The sequence below is a fragment of the Alkalihalobacillus deserti genome (genome assembly GCF_020734105.1).
GTDB classification, from domain to species: domain Bacteria; phylum Bacillota; class Bacilli; order Bacillales; family Bacillaceae_D; genus Halalkalibacter; species Halalkalibacter deserti.
The window spans coordinates 169,793-184,754 of sequence record NZ_JAJAFR010000002.1 but is presented as its reverse complement, the minus strand read 5'-3'; the positions used below and the strand labels follow the sequence as shown (position 1 = coordinate 184,754).

16 protein-coding genes are annotated in these 14,962 nt (G+C 37.0%); 1 reads left to right on the top strand and 15 read right to left on the bottom strand.

The features are described 5' to 3' along the window. Positions 1-96: 96 nt before the first annotated feature. The 3 genes from LDX58_RS26380 to LDX58_RS04445 form a co-directional block, all read right to left on the bottom strand. Positions 97-1,329: a peptidoglycan recognition protein family protein gene (locus LDX58_RS26380; protein WP_227935650.1), complete on the bottom strand. Its 1,233-nt coding sequence runs from the start codon at positions 1,327-1,329 to the stop codon at positions 97-99. Positions 1,330-1,427: 98 nt separating this feature from the next. Beyond that, positions 1,428-1,880 carry a TlpA disulfide reductase family protein gene (locus tag LDX58_RS04450; RefSeq protein ID WP_227935649.1) on the bottom strand — a complete coding sequence of 151 codons (453 nt, stop codon included), beginning with the start codon at positions 1,878-1,880 and terminating at the stop codon, positions 1,428-1,430. 80 nt (positions 1,881-1,960) lie between these two features. Further along, positions 1,961-2,512: a peroxiredoxin gene (locus LDX58_RS04445; protein WP_227935648.1), complete on the bottom strand. Its 552-nt coding sequence runs from the start codon at positions 2,510-2,512 to the stop codon at positions 1,961-1,963. A 534-nt stretch (positions 2,513-3,046) separates the two neighbouring features. Between LDX58_RS04445 and LDX58_RS04440 the strand changes: the two genes are divergently transcribed. Next, positions 3,047-3,886 (top strand): mechanosensitive ion channel family protein, encoded by an 840-nt coding sequence (locus LDX58_RS04440; RefSeq protein WP_227935647.1) that lies wholly within the window; start codon positions 3,047-3,049, stop codon positions 3,884-3,886. Between the two features lie 38 nt (positions 3,887-3,924). On the opposite strand, the gene LDX58_RS04435 is transcribed toward LDX58_RS04440, so the two are convergent. The 12 genes from LDX58_RS04435 to LDX58_RS04380 form a co-directional block, all read right to left on the bottom strand. Then, complete coding sequence (locus LDX58_RS04435) at positions 3,925-4,170, bottom strand: YkuS family protein (protein WP_227935646.1); 246 nt, start codon at positions 4,168-4,170, stop codon at positions 3,925-3,927. Positions 4,171-4,377: 207 nt separating this feature from the next. Further along, on the bottom strand, positions 4,378-5,496 hold the full coding sequence (locus LDX58_RS04430) for an N-acetyldiaminopimelate deacetylase (RefSeq protein WP_227935645.1): 1,119 nt from the start codon (positions 5,494-5,496) through the stop codon (positions 4,378-4,380). Between the two features lie 149 nt (positions 5,497-5,645). Next, positions 5,646-6,368, bottom strand: a complete 723-nt coding sequence (dapD, locus tag LDX58_RS04425; RefSeq protein WP_227935644.1) for a 2,3,4,5-tetrahydropyridine-2,6-dicarboxylate N-acetyltransferase — start codon at positions 6,366-6,368, stop codon at positions 5,646-5,648. A gap of 103 nt (positions 6,369-6,471) precedes the next feature. Further along, complete coding sequence (locus LDX58_RS04420; RefSeq protein WP_227935643.1) at positions 6,472-7,368, bottom strand: AEC family transporter; 897 nt, start codon at positions 7,366-7,368, stop codon at positions 6,472-6,474. A 266-nt stretch (positions 7,369-7,634) separates the two neighbouring features. Then, complete coding sequence (gene aceA / locus LDX58_RS04415; protein ID WP_227935642.1) at positions 7,635-8,924, bottom strand: isocitrate lyase; 1,290 nt, start codon at positions 8,922-8,924, stop codon at positions 7,635-7,637. 307 nt (positions 8,925-9,231) lie between these two features. After that, positions 9,232-9,756, bottom strand: a complete 525-nt coding sequence (locus LDX58_RS04410; protein ID WP_227935641.1) for a DUF4309 domain-containing protein — start codon at positions 9,754-9,756, stop codon at positions 9,232-9,234. A 136-nt stretch (positions 9,757-9,892) separates the two neighbouring features. Continuing rightward, positions 9,893-11,389, bottom strand: a complete 1,497-nt coding sequence (locus LDX58_RS04405; RefSeq protein WP_227935981.1) for a glycine betaine uptake BCCT transporter — start codon at positions 11,387-11,389, stop codon at positions 9,893-9,895. A gap of 187 nt (positions 11,390-11,576) precedes the next feature. Then, positions 11,577-12,689: a mechanosensitive ion channel family protein gene (locus LDX58_RS04400; protein WP_227935640.1), complete on the bottom strand. Its 1,113-nt coding sequence runs from the start codon at positions 12,687-12,689 to the stop codon at positions 11,577-11,579. Between the two features lie 351 nt (positions 12,690-13,040). Next, positions 13,041-13,277 carry a hypothetical protein gene (locus LDX58_RS04395; protein WP_227935639.1) on the bottom strand — a complete coding sequence of 79 codons (237 nt, stop codon included), beginning with the start codon at positions 13,275-13,277 and terminating at the stop codon, positions 13,041-13,043. A 152-nt stretch (positions 13,278-13,429) separates the two neighbouring features. After that, positions 13,430-13,741 carry a DUF2680 domain-containing protein gene (locus tag LDX58_RS04390; RefSeq protein WP_227935638.1) on the bottom strand — a complete coding sequence of 104 codons (312 nt, stop codon included), beginning with the start codon at positions 13,739-13,741 and terminating at the stop codon, positions 13,430-13,432. Positions 13,742-14,100: 359 nt separating this feature from the next. After that, positions 14,101-14,337, bottom strand: a complete 237-nt coding sequence (locus LDX58_RS04385; RefSeq protein WP_227935637.1) for a YozQ family protein — start codon at positions 14,335-14,337, stop codon at positions 14,101-14,103. Between the two features lie 77 nt (positions 14,338-14,414). Further along, positions 14,415-14,570, bottom strand: coding sequence for a hypothetical protein (locus tag LDX58_RS04380; RefSeq protein WP_227935636.1), 156 nt, complete (start codon positions 14,568-14,570; stop codon positions 14,415-14,417). Positions 14,571-14,962 lie beyond the last annotated feature (392 nt).

Genomic DNA, 14,962 nt, shown 5'->3' with positions numbered 1-14,962 from the left:
CCAGTAGCTTGGTAACAGTTTTTTTAAACTAAATTACAAATCAATACTAAAAATAGAGAAAACAGTCACGACAACTGAGTTCTCTATTTCTTGAAATCACTCATTGAATAACCTTCTCCACGTTTGAGGACCGACGATTCCATCTACCGCAATTGCTTCATTTCGTTGAAAATTCCGGACAGCTCTTTCAGTTTGTGGACCATATTTTCCATCAACTGTAAGATTTAAAGCTCTTTGAACTCTTTGAACATCCTGCCCTCTTAAATAAGGAGTTTGAACGGACAATAAGCGTTGATAACTAACTCCTGTACCTTGAGTTCTATCTAACGCTCTCCACGTTTGCGGTCCGACGATTCCATCAATCGATATTCCTTCTCTTCTCTGAAATTCTCGAACTCTTTCTTCTGTTTCAAGTCCATATATTCCATCCGTTGCAGCGCCCAGCTTCTGTTGCACATCTTGCACATCTGCGCCTCTCATCATCGGAGAAATTAATCGTAACATTCGTCTCGTCTCACTACGGTACATCTCTTCCCTCTGATCTGGCTCATCCGTTGGAGACGCATGTTCAGGTTGCTCACCTGTTTGCTCAAAGTCCCTAAGCTTCTCTCGCGTCTGCGGTCCAAAAATGCCATCTACCGTAATAGATGCTACTCGTTGAAAACGTATGACCGCATCAGCAGTTAACGGTCCAAAAATGCCATCTATAGGACCTGGATGCATTTGTAACTCATCTAACCGCTCTTGTAGAGCCTTTATATCATCACCTTGATCTCCAAGATTTAAAATGGTCCGCTGTCTAGCTCCAGCTACATACGTCACAGCCGGAGCAGGCCTTTCTGTTAGGTTCGCCCCATCCTCTCTTAACCAATTTCGAAAGCTTTGCATACTAATCGATGGACATGGTTTCCACGCATATCCTGGAAATTCCATATGTCCCCAAACATTATCGACCGGTATGTTTAGTTCACTCATTAAACTTCTCGTTATAATAATGGTAGATTGCCTTTGAGCATCGGTTAAAGACTGCGTTCTAAAATCACCGACCATACAAATCCCTACGGCAAAACTATTGCTATTACCAACATGATAACTGACAACTTCTAAATTGTGACATAAACTAATTGACCCATCTCTATCAACGACATAATGATAACCGATCCCTGGCCAGCCTAATTGATTTACATGATAGCGAGCAAAAGCTTCGGCACTTCCTGATGTTGTGGCACTATGATGGATAGCAATATTTCTAATGGAACTTCCGGCTCTTCTTCGATACGACCTAGAAGAACTCGAAGCAAGAGAATTACGTTTATCAATAATGTTCACATTTCATCACCTCAAGATATATATATATGCTAAAGCATGAAATGTTGATATTTGACCGATAAAAAAGAGGAACTGAAAAGTCTCAGCTCCTCTCTATTTTATTCCTTAATTCCAAGTACGCGATTAACTCGTTTCGTTAACATTTTCATTCCGCCACCACCGGCTTGAAAGTGACGTAATTGTCCCTCTTCGTCAAATACATAATAAGCAGGAACATATTCGTTTTCAAAAGAATCTGTTAGCTTATGCTGATCATCAACAAAGATCGGCTGAGTAATTTCATGCTCTGCAGCTACTTTTTTAATCTCATCAAGATCCAAGTCTTTTTCTGATCTTGGCATATGAACAGCGATCACGTTCAATTTGTCTTTGTATTGATCACGAAACTCATTTACATTTGGCATAGCTTCTTTACATAACCCGCAACTAATTGACCAAAAATGGATTAACGTTGGCTTATCGCCTACGAGATCTGTTTTCATAACTTCACCATTTAACCATGTTGAAGCTCCTTCTAATTCAGGCATTTGAGATCTTAACTTTAAAGCCATAACAACAACCATCCTTTCACCTTGTGTTGGATAAAAAAAAGTCTAACATTGCTGCTAGACCCTTTTTTCTATATTTCTAATTACACGTTAAGTGTTGCTTGACCTGGTTTCCAGTTTGCTGGGCAAAGACCACCAGTTTGAAGAGCTTGAAGTACGCGAAGTGTTTCTTCTACGTCACGGCCAATGTTGTTATGGTTAACTACAGAGTACATTAATTCACCTTCAGGGCTAATAATGAATAAACCACGTAGTGCCACACCTTCTTCTTCAATAAGAACACCATACTCACGAGATACAACGTGATTTGTGTCAGCTGCTAGTGGGTATTTTAACTCGCCAAGACCATTTTCATCACGAGAAGTGTTGATCCACGCTTTATGCGTATGAACTGTGTCAGTTGATACCCCAATAACTTCAGCATCTAAATCTTCGAACTCGTCATAACGATCACTCAAAGAAGTGATTTCAGTTGGACATACGAAAGTAAAGTCCATTGGATAAAAATAAAGAACAGTCCATTTATCGTTCTTCATGTTCTCCTCTAAGCTTACCTTTGCAAATTCTTTGTTCGGCATTACTGCATCCATTTCAAAACGTGGTGCTTGCTTTGCTACCATACGCTTGTCTGTCATATGTACAACCTCCTAGTAAAATTAAATTCACATACGCCGTCATTATAAAAGAAGAATTATTAATAGTCAATATTAAATAATAATTAAACTAATTAAAACGTGAACTTACTTCACATAAAGTATTATATCCACACTTTCCTCTTCTAAACGGCCTATATTTTAAATTATAGCAATCTTTAATTGGTAAAGCGACAAATATGCTTAGTATTCTTGTTAGAGAGACATGATATTTGAGAAGATTGCTGAAAAAGACCTTTTTAGCAGATTCGAGAAAGAAATGGCTCCACACGTTGCACTCCTGCGAATTGAGAACCCCACTCATTGCAGGTTAAGACAAAGCAACGCTTCCGCTCATTGCTTAAAGGCCAATAAAAAAACGATCTTTTTTCAGCAGACTCTATTTGAGAGCAATTTTTATTTATGCTAGGATAGATGTTTAAAGAGGGTTACTACCAATAAAATGGAGTAACAAATAGAAACTCTTCATGATCCGTAACAATATGTACAGGGGTTAAAAAATTTAGGAGTGATTGGATGGAACAATGGTTGAGTCAATATTCGGGCGGGGAATTCTTTCTAGGAATCGCAACAAGTATTGGCCAGATTATACTTGCTTTACTTGCCTTTTTAATTACACGATCAGTAGGGAAAAGACTCATATCTGGTAGTTTCTCAAAAATGGAAGTACAAAGAGGAATGTCAGCTGGAAGAGTAAAAACACTCGAAAAGTTAACGATTAACGCTTTTTCTTATGTACTTATATTTGTGTTTATTACTATAGTCATTAGTATTTTTGGGTTGGATGCAACAGGACTTATAGCCGGTGCTGGTGTAGTTGGCTTAGCAATTGGTTTTGGAGCCCAAGGACTCGTTAGTGATGTTGTAACTGGATTTTTTCTATTATTAGAAAAACAACTTGATGTTGATGACTATGTAACTGCTGGTGGTGTAGACGGTATTGTTGAACAAGTCGGTCTACGCAACACACAAATTCGTGGATTTGATGGCACTCTTCATTTTGTTCCTAATCGTGCGATTGGTAATGTAAGCAATCATTCTCGCGGAAATATGAGAGCTCTTGTTGATATGAGCATATCGTATGAGGATAACATTGATGAAGCCATTACCGTACTTCAAGCAGCATGCGACCGTGTTGCAGCAGAAGATGAAGCGATTAAAGAAGGACCGAACGTTATTGGAGTTCAAGGTTTAGGAGATTCTGATGTTGTCCTCCGTGTCATTGCTAAAACGGAAAACATGCAACAATGGGCTGTCGAGCGTAAACTTCGTAAAGCTTTGAAAGAAGCTCTTGATGCAAACAACATTGAGATTCCTTTTCCCCACCAAGTTTATATCGAGAAAAAAGATCAATAAAAAACTTTAGGAGGCTAGTCGTTAGCCTCCTTCTCTATTTACTGTCCTACCTTTTGTTCTACTTGCTTACAAATCTCTTCTGCCGTCATCCCGTGTGCATTAATGACAGATCCTCTAATAGCCGCATCCTGAACACCCATCACATTTTGATCTTGTCCAGTAATCACGCAGCAGTCACATCCTTGTGCATCTTGCTCTTGTTTCAACTGTACCACTTCATAACCCTTTGATTGTAACTCTTGTTGTACATCTGATAATGATTGTTCAACACCGATTCTTGGCATGTTTGTACCTCCGCTAGAAATAGTTAATGTATTTCATTCCTTAAATTTCCCAAGATAGTGGCAATTATACATTCTGATAGAAAATAACCTATATTCTTAATCAATTCTTCTGTAAGCCTAACTTTTATGTTATCTGGGTAACGTTATGCTTGATCAATCTAAAAAGAGAAAAGCCACCTGCAAAAAAGCAAATGACTAGATCAATTTTTATTTAAGATAGTCAATAATTGTCTCTACAGCAAATGGAATAGCTTGTTCATTTGGCTCCAAACGAGCATCATGCAAACCATATTTACTATCTACACCGAGCCAAAACATGAAGCCAGGAATTTCCTCTAGGAAATAACCGAAATCCTCTCCTGTCATAGCCTCTTCACAAATCACAAGGTTAAGAGACTTTTTCGCTTGCGCAAATGCAATGAAGTCAGTTGTCACATCTTCATCATTGAAAACTTGGCAATAATTTGCTCCGTAATCTATAGATAGGGTGCATTCAAATCCAACCTCAATTCCTTTGACGAGCGCTTCTATCCGTTCTTTTATTTTTTTCATCGTTTCAATTGAGCGTGTTCTTATTGTACCTTCAATAACCGCTTTATCCGCAATAATATTCTGTTTTGTTCCACTTTTAATTACGCCAATTGTTATAACCCCTGCATCTAGCGGGTTCACATTACGTGCTACAATGGTTTGAAGTTGGGTAACGAGATGACTTGCTGCTACAACCATATCATTGGCTGTATGAGGGTAGGCGGCATGACCGCCCTTTCCTTTTAAAGTGATGAACAATTCTGATGTATTAGCGAATAACAGTCCCACTTTCGTGGCGATTGTCCCTACTGGGTGTTCTGGTGCGATATGTAAGGCAATGATCTTATCAAGCTTCCATTTTCTGAATTGATCAGATTCAAGGATAGGCTTCGCTCCACCGGGTCCCTCTTCTGCAGGTTGAAAGATAAACAAGCGATTGCTATTAGGTTGATTATGAGCAAAATATGATAACACACCTAAAGCGATGGTCATATGAAAATCATGACCACACGCATGCATGGCCCCTTCATGAGAAGATTGGAATTCAGTATAAGACGTTTGTTCTTCGATTGGTAAACCATCAATATCAGCCCGATAACCGATAGTTTCGAGTGTATTAATACCTTTTACAAAAACAAAAATTCCCGTTTTCCATGTTTCAATAGTTAAAAAATCTTGAGGCAAACATCCAATTCTATCTATTAAATAACGTTGCGTTTTAACTTCTTTGTATCCAAGTTCCGGAATTTGGTGCAAATCACGTCTAATTTTAATAAGTTCATCAGCTGTTAACATTTACAATCACCACAATTTATTTTTTTCTTCGAACATCATTCCTAATACAATTATTCTTCTTCCAGTCAAACACTAGAATGAATCCTAAGGAAAGAGCTTTGTCGCTAGGAAAAAATCCCCTAACGACAAAGCTGCTTGTCCCATCTCTATTAGTTATCTTCGTTTAAGCGTCTAAGTTCATGCTTAATTTCAGTTTTTCCTTTTGTTTTCTCGTCAATTTCTTTAATGACTCGAGCTGGTGTACCAGCAACGACTGTATTAGGAGGAACATCTTCAATGACAACAGCTCCAGCAGCAACAACTGCTCCCTTACCAACTGTTACACCTTCTAATACTACACAATTTGCTCCAATGACAACATCATCTTCAACCACTACAGGTTTTGCAGAAGGCGGCTCAATAACACCAGCTAAAACGGATCCAGCTCCGATATGGCAGTTCTTACCTACCGTAGCACGACCACCTAAAACTACATTCATATCAATCATAGTACCATCACCGATGACTGCTCCGATGTTGATGCTAGCTCCCATCATGATAACTGCATTATCACCAATTTCAACTTGATCACGAATGATAGCACCCGGCTCAATACGAGCTTTGATGTTCTTCATATCTAATAGAGGAATGGCAGAATTACGACGATCGTTCTCAACGACTACATCTTCAATTTTTGCTTCGTTTTCGTTTAAGATCGGTTCAATGACACTCCACTCACCGAAAAGAACCCCAACAGAACCTGTAATAAAAGCTTTTGTTTCGGCACCGAAGTTTAATCCTTCTAAATCACCTTTAATATGTACTTTTACTGGTGTCTTCTTCTCACTTTTTGAGATAAATTGAATAATTTCGTTTGCATCCATCATTTTCATCTTTTAAGTCCTCCTACTTTTTAAAACAATCTCTTTATTATGATAAAGATTTAAACTCAAAAATGCAATCAGAAAGAATATTTCTTTTTAAAATGAAAAGGACTTAACCTAGAATAATCAAAAGAGCTGTAATCGTAAAAACACTAATTACAGTCGTAACTATGGTTGTGCTAGAAACTAATTTTGGTTGCGCGTCAAATTGAACGGCATACATCACAATAGTAGCCGCTGTTGGCATCGCAGAAGAAACAATCAATACATTTGCCATGAGCGGGTCCATGGGTAACATAGAAGAAAGTCCGATTGCCAGTACCGGTGAAACAAAAAGTCTGACAATGGTTCCATAAGTTACTTTTTTCCATTCAAAATTGCCCCATTCAATTCTCGCTAACTGCATTCCCAATATAATCATCACCGTAGGAATAGCAGCCTCTGCAATAATATCAATGGTCAACATCAGATTGTTGGGGATGGATAGTTGAAACAACTTTATACATAAGCCTATTAAAACGGCGTACGTTGCAGGCATCTTTACAATTGCTTTAAGAGCAACAACAATCCCAGCTTGTCCTCTAGCAGCATAATAAACTCCAAAACTATTCATAATGACAGATTGCAGCACTAGGAACATAATGGCGTAAGCGAAAGCTTCTTCACCGTAAGCAAATAAAATAATTGGAGCTCCATAATTACCCGCATTCATAAATGCCGTTGATAAAATAAGTCCACTTTCTGTTGATTGATCAAATTTGTTCATTTTTGAATAAACCTTATTAATTGCTATTAGACCCGCTAATAGTAAAACAGCAAAAACAACCATATAAAAAAGTTGAATCGTTAGCTCTGTATTATAAAAAGTACGAAAAACTAAGGTAGGTGTCATGATGTAAATAGCAACTGTAGAAACAGATCTTACATCTATCTTCTTCCACCTCTGTACAACAAACCCAATTAAAAATACGAATAATACCGGCAGAACAACTTGAATGAAAATTTGCATATGTATCCTCTCCAACTTTAAAACACGGATGATCCATCTATATGTTTTAATTCTCTTTAACTATTATAAAGTTTAAAAAAAGAGTTGAATAGATAAATACCATTTATTTCTTCGACAAGAAGTTAGAAAAAGAAACATAATCGTTGTCCAATCGACACTTTCGAACAAGATTTTTGTTACACATTAGGGTTGTTATAATCGCCTGTATTACAACAGTCTCTGCAATAAAAATTGCAGAGACTGGCCAGATTCATATTTAGCTATTATTATTTTTGAAATTGAGCTTCTTCCGTAGATCCTTTCAAAGCAGTTGTAGAGGAAGTTCCTCCTGATACCACCTGAGAAATCTCATCAAAGTAGCCCGTTCCTACTTCACGTTGATGGCGAGTTGCTGTATAGCCTTTTGTTTCACTAGCGAATTCCGCTTGCTGTAATTCAGAATACGCACCCATTCCTCTAGTTTTATAGCCATGAGCCAGTTCAAACATACTATGATTTAAAGCGTGGAATCCTGCAAGTGTAACAAATTGGAACTTATAACCCATTTTCCCAAGTTCCACTTGGTACGTTTCAATTGTATCTTTATCAAGATTTGCTTCCCAGTTAAATGAAGGTGAACAATTATATGCGAGCATTTTTCCAGGGAATTTCGCATGGATGGCATCAGCAAATTGTTGTGCCTCCTCAAGTGAAGGCTTTGATGTTTCACACCAAATTAAATCTGCGTAAGGAGCATAAGAAAGTCCTCTAGCAATAGCTTGATCAATACCCGCATTCGTTCTATAGAAACCTTCTGGAGTTCGCTCACCTGTTATAAATGGACGGTCGATTGGATCAATGTCACTTGTAATTAAATCAGCTGCGTCCGCATCAGTTCGAGCTATAATAATAGTCGGAACTCCACTCACATCTGCCGCTAACCTAGCTGCAGTAAGATTTCGAACCGCTGTTTGTGTTGGAATAAGAACCTTACCACCTAAATGTCCACACTTTTTCTCCGAAGCAAGTTGATCTTCAAAGTGTACACCTGATGCACCTGATTCAATCATTCCCTTCATTAACTCAAATACATTTAATTGACCGCCAAATCCAGCTTCTGCATCTGCTACTATTGGGGCAAAGTAATCGATATCTCCTTCCTCTTCCATGTGTTGAATTTGATCAGCACGTTGAAGAGCTTGATTAATTCTTTTTACAACGCTTGGTACGCTATTTGCAGGATACAAGCTTTGGTCTGGATACATTTGTCCAGCTAAGTTTGCATCTGCTGCTACTTGCCACCCACTTAAATAAATCGCTTTTAAACCCGCCTTCACTTGTTGAACTGCCTGGTTCCCAGTTAATGCACCTAAAGCGTTAACAAAATCTTCTTCATTCATTAATTTCCATAGCTTTTCTGCACCATGGCGAGCAAGTGTGTGTTCCACTTGAACCGATCCTCTTAGACGAACAACATCTTTACCGGAATAAGGTCTTTCAATCCCGCTCCATCTAAGTTCGTTAGCCCATTGTTCCTCTAATTGCCTTGCTTCTCTTTGTCTAGATTCGTTTGTCATTTTCATCTCTCCTAATTCTTATTGTAGTTTACTAGTCTTGCAGTTATTCAATTTCAAATAAAGAAACAAAGCTTTTGATCAGGTGACTACTAGTGCCCATTAGTTGGCAGTTTTGATAATCAATACCTAACTACACCTACCCCTCGTTCCCCCTATAATGTTTTCCTCTGTGTTAATACAGTTTGTATCTTACTTTTTTATAATATAACAGACTTATTATTGTTGCAACCTTTATTTTCTTATTTTTTTAAATTAATATTTAATTCACATTTTAGAAACAAAAAAATAGACGACATAAATCTAGGATTTATTTTATTTTTTCTTTTAACCAGGCATGAGTGAGAACAGAGTGCTCCGATGACGCCTCAAATATAAGCTCATATTCATCTAATTCATACACATACATCCAAACTCCGTCCATTTCATTAAACTCACTTTGGTCCGGTGTACCTAGTTTTCGTTTTAACTCTTCGTCTGTAAGTTGTTCTCTTTTAATATCAATCACAATGGCTACGTTTTTTTTCGTGTCTGGATTAAAAAAGTACGTTATATCCTTATACTGCAAGAAAGTGCCTCCCTCATAATTCCCCTCACTAACTGGTCTCCCTAATTTTTCTATTAGCTCTCTTTCACTTTGACCTAGCTTTTTATTTATAGGGGCAAAGACTCCATTAAATCCTTGCTCAATCCAAGAAAACGAAAGAAATGACTGTTTTTGTGAAAGAACTGAAATAATCGATTCATCGACTTTCTCAATTTCTTCACTTAGGCTTTGACCACAACCCGTTAAAACTATAAATATTACAACGAAACATAACCCTTTTATTGGCATCACTCCACCACTTTCCAATTAACCTTTTGTACAAAGACTTGACGATTTCACATTGATTTATTCAATTATGTATTTGATGTTTGTCCAGATTCAATTCAAATAAGAAAAAACGCTCGAATTTGAGCGTCTCAGATTGTCATGTATTCTTTTTTGTTTTAGTTTTTCCAATCTCTGTTTTGAAAATTTTCACGATTCCAACACTCATAATAAGTAATATAATCGTTAGTGGAAAAGCACTAACGATGATCGCTGTTTGAAGTGCTTGTAAACCACCAGAAGCCATCAACACAATAGCAGATGCTGATAAAATAAGTCCCCATGTGATTTTAATAAAATTAGAGGGATTCATGCTTCCTTCTGTTGTTTGCATGCCTAGAACAAAGGTTGCTGAATCTGCTGATGTAATAAAAAACGTCGAAATAAGTAACACCGTTATAACAGAGAGAAAACCACCTAATGGCAAATGTTCATATACAAAAAATAAACCTGTCTCTAAACTTTGTCCAGCAACATCGACACCCTCCAAAAGATCTAAGTGAATCCCAGTTCCACCAAAAACACAAAACCAAAATGCGCACACCAAAGTGGGAACAATCAACACCGCTACAGTAAATTCACGAACGGTTCTTCCTTTAGATACACGAGCGATAAACATTCCGACAAAAGGAGACCAAGAAATCCACCATGCCCAATAAAAAATGGTCCAACCTTGAGTCCATGCTGCTCTTTGCTCATCAAACGGGAAAATTCTCAAGCCCATCTGTGGGAGGTTTTGTATATACTCCCCTAACGTGTGAGTAAATAAGTTTAATAAAAATAAGGTAGGCCCAAGTATTACCATCGCTATAAGTAGAATGGTGGCCAAAATCATATTCGCATTACTTAAATATTTGATTCCACGCTGTATTCCTGTACTTGCTGATAAAATAAATAGAACCGTTATAATTAAAATAATGGTTACTTGTACTGTAAAATTAACCGGGATCCCTATTAAATAACCTAAACCAGCATTGATTTGTTGAGAGCCTAACCCAAGAGAGGCGCAAACACCAAATATCGTTGCAAAAACCGCAACAATATCTATCGTGTATCCAATAGGCCCCTTTACATGGTCTCCTAATATAGGAGAAAGAGTTGTACTAATTAATCCAGGGGCATCTTTTCTAAATTTAAAGTAGGCTAGTGCAAGAGCTACGACTGCATAAATAGCCCAAGCATGAAAACCCCAGTGTAAATACGTGTAGCGAAGAGCAAGTAACGCAGATTCTTGAGTTCCTCCCGTGCCGACAGGAGGAGCCGCATAATGTGATACAGGTTCTGATACCCCATAAAATAATAAACCTATCCCCATTCCAGCGCTAAAGAGCATAGCAAACCAGGTAGGACGACTGAATTCAGGTTTGTCCGCATCCTTACCTAGCTTTATTTTTCCAAATTTACTAAAAATCAAGAAAAGGGCAAAGAGTAAAAAGAATGATGCCGCTAAATTATAAAACCAACCAAATGCATTTAAGAAGAAAGCTTGTGCAATCGTCATGATATTCCCTAAATGCTCTGGAAAAAAAGCCCCCCATAATACGAAAATCAGAGCCATAATAACTGAGATTTTGAACGTGATCGTTAAATTTCTCATCAATTGACCATCTCCTCTGTAAGGATAGGATGCAACAAAAAGCATTGTAATATGTATTTATGTGGAATTTTTTACTTAATATTAAACTAGCTCATTCCCCTATTCACTCATCATATTGAACAATCATTACACAAGAAATAAGGCCAAATCTAATAACGATTTGACCCTGCTGTACCTTTTATTTAAATCAGTTTTCTTGTGCTAGTATTTCATTCTTCCCCTTTTCCTCTTGCTTTTCCATATGTATGCTTCTCGTTGGAAACGCGATAGTAACATTTTCTTCTTCAAGAATATTCATGATTTTAAAATTGACATCTTCTTTAATTTTAAACCACTCGGTCCACATGGTCGTTTTTGTAAAATAGTATATAAATATATCTAAACTCGAATCATTAAACTCATTAAAACGAACCATGATCAAGTCTTGGTCTACTCCTTCATGTAAACGTAATACTTCTTCAATTTTTCTAGCACATTTTTCTACTTTCTCTTGTGGCGTTGAGTACGTTAGACCAATGGAAAAAGAAACACGACGTTTCCCCATCTCTGACCAATTTGTAATCGGTTCATTTGCTAATTTTGAATTAGGAATTGTGATAACAGAATCTGCAAATGTGCGAATTTGTGTACTTCTAAAATTAATATCTTCAACGGTCCCCTCTACAGAAGGCGTTTGAATCCAATCTCCCTTTGAAAATGGTTTTTCCGTTACAATAATAATGCCACCAAAGAAATTTCCAATTGTATCTTGAGCAGCTAACGCAAAAGCTAAGCCCCCGAGTCCAAGTCCAGCAATAAAGCCACTAATTTCATATCCCCACTCGCTTGCTATAACCACGATCGTGAGCGCTATAACAGCAAAGCGCAACACCTTAGATACAAATGGTATGAGCATACTCTCTTCAACATCGCTATTACGAGCAAAGCGAAAAAAAGCCATCGAATGCTCTGACGTATAGTTGTATAATCCCCATCCAATTAAAATAATGATAATGGACCGATAGATTTGATCAACAAAATCAATCGTTGTAAAATGGAATGGAAGGTACATGAGAGCTAAATAAGTTCCTAACACAATCCAAAACGTTCTCAATGGTCGTTCGAATGATAACAAAATGTTTGTGAATAATTCCGTTGGTGTTTTTCGAAGTGTAGCTAAAACAAGTTTGAAAATATATCTTGTGAAAATTTTCCTAAATAGTAAAAACACAGAAAATATAGCGATTGCTATTCCAATATGAGTCCATTCTACTCGACTCAATGAACGGACAAATGCGTCCCATTTCCAACTATCTATCATCTTAATCCCACCTTTATACCTTTCTATTCTAACATAATTAGGTCAAACATGAATAGAAAAATAACCCATCACAATTAACGGTTAGACTAAAGGGAGGAACAAAGAGAATTGAGCGGACCTTAGTTCCTTGTTTGTGTAAAAAGCATACTACCCTAGAAGGGAACGTTCTATAACAATGAAGGACCCTTAAAGTACAACCATCTATCAAAGAGGAGTAATAATTTAAAAGCGCATTAGGCCGTTTCATCTCGTTTGCCTGTTAATCTATCTGTATTTCCAACATAAAGTAAGGACAAATATCTTTTCTTCTTCTTAACCGAACCCATCCGATCTCAAATTACCTTTTTCATTTTACGGTCTCATCTTTTTAGTTGAACGAGTTTTCACTTTGATAACATCTCCGAACTCCGACCAATCTTTACTCGTTTCACTTAAAAGATTTGCAATATTTGAACCATCTAATTGACTAACTTTATCTATAAACTCTTTTCTCCAAGTTTTCCCACGTTCAGTTGTCATAACAAGTACACCTGTCGCTCCTAGAATTCCACCGAAAAGAACACTCCGAATATAACCATTCTTAGCCATTTTCTTCACCTCAATTAAATTAAAAAAACTTGACCATTATGTATGTAGGTTGGACGGCAAGTTGTAGGACGGGTTCAAGAGAACTATTTAAATAGAAGTATTAAGAAAAGGCTGTAGCCCAGCTTCACAGCCTTTTAAATTTTTCATACAGACTAATGCCCCTTGTGCTTTCTCTTGCCATCCCATTTAGGAATAAACTTATTTTCCTCTAATTTTTGATAGTGTTTATCAAACATAGCATTAATTTTCTCAGCTTTTTCAGGACTAAAAATGCCAAACTCAACGTATTTGGCTACTACTTCTTTCTTTTTTTCTAAAACCTCCATATGTAGCTTTGCCATTTCACCTTTCTGTTCCTCTGTTAATTCAGTAGTAACTTTCTCGTTTACTTCTTCTGCTTGAATATAATTTGGCATTACAATTACTGCAAGCATCATTGCAAACGCTAAGAACCATTTGTTCATAACATCCACTCCTTTTTTCTATCCTGTAGTATAAACTAACTATTTTTATTTATTCACTCATTTGATAGATAAATATCGAAACGAGATAGAGCATCTAATATACTGTCGCTAACGACCTGCTGCTATTATAAAAAAAGATAGCTTTTGAGGAGGGTACTGAAAAAGTTATAAAACTAACCTTTGAAAGAAATTCGAGGGAGCGGCAATGGCTTCCGTCTATGAGAAACCCACCCATAGCAAGCTTAAAGGCGTGAGACACTTCTCACACCTTTAAAAACGGCTTCGCTTATTGCTTAAGAGGCCACTGAAAACCAACCTTGTTCAGCAGCCTCTTTTTAAGCTATCATCTTTTCAATACATTATTTATCTTTGAAGATATCTTCAGAATAACCGTCTTTGGCAAGATCAATATCTTCACCTTCGACATCATCTATCTTGCCATCAATTGTCCCTTCCACAAATGTATCACTTACTTGTTCGTGTGTTGTAGCAAGACCCTGCTCGACTTCATTGGAACTATGAACATCTTCAGCCTGGAATGAACGCTCAGCAACCTCTTCAGTTTTCGGTAGTTTTTCATTTTTATTATTTGCCATTTTAACCCTCCTTCACTGAAATTATTATTTTACTTTTCCAATAAAAATATGAGCTGTTTTTTAAAGTTGCAGAAAAATCAATGCGTAAACTTGCGATTAACTGTTGGTCCTTCCTTCTTCATTGATCGCTGAATTAACCATTTGATAAACATTCTTTCATTTTCAGTAGTCTTACGTGTTAAATTTTTTTCAAAAGAGCGTCGTAAATTAGGATAATTTACTTCTCTAGTCATTAGAAAGCCCCCCTAAATGTTGTTATATTCCTTATCCAGCCAACATAAAATTAAACACTTTTCCTTGACTTTTTTTACCTCACTGGTTAATTTGACTATGTTAAGATTTGGGAGAAAATTATTCACGGACAAGTCGCAGATTCCGATAATATCGTATTTTTGATAATCTCGGTTGAGACTGTGTGTAACTGGAGAGATACTATTTACTTTTTTCACCACTTATATTTTTTAACTTGAGTACCCGAGATGAGCAAGACGAGTAATTTACATGTTTTCCTCATATTTTTAACTTTTCACGCCAAAGCATCAAGAAATTATTTGGAGACATTTTGAACAGCCGATGGTTTTGTTAACGAGGGTTATCTATACTTTTATTCCGTTTCTTCTCCAAC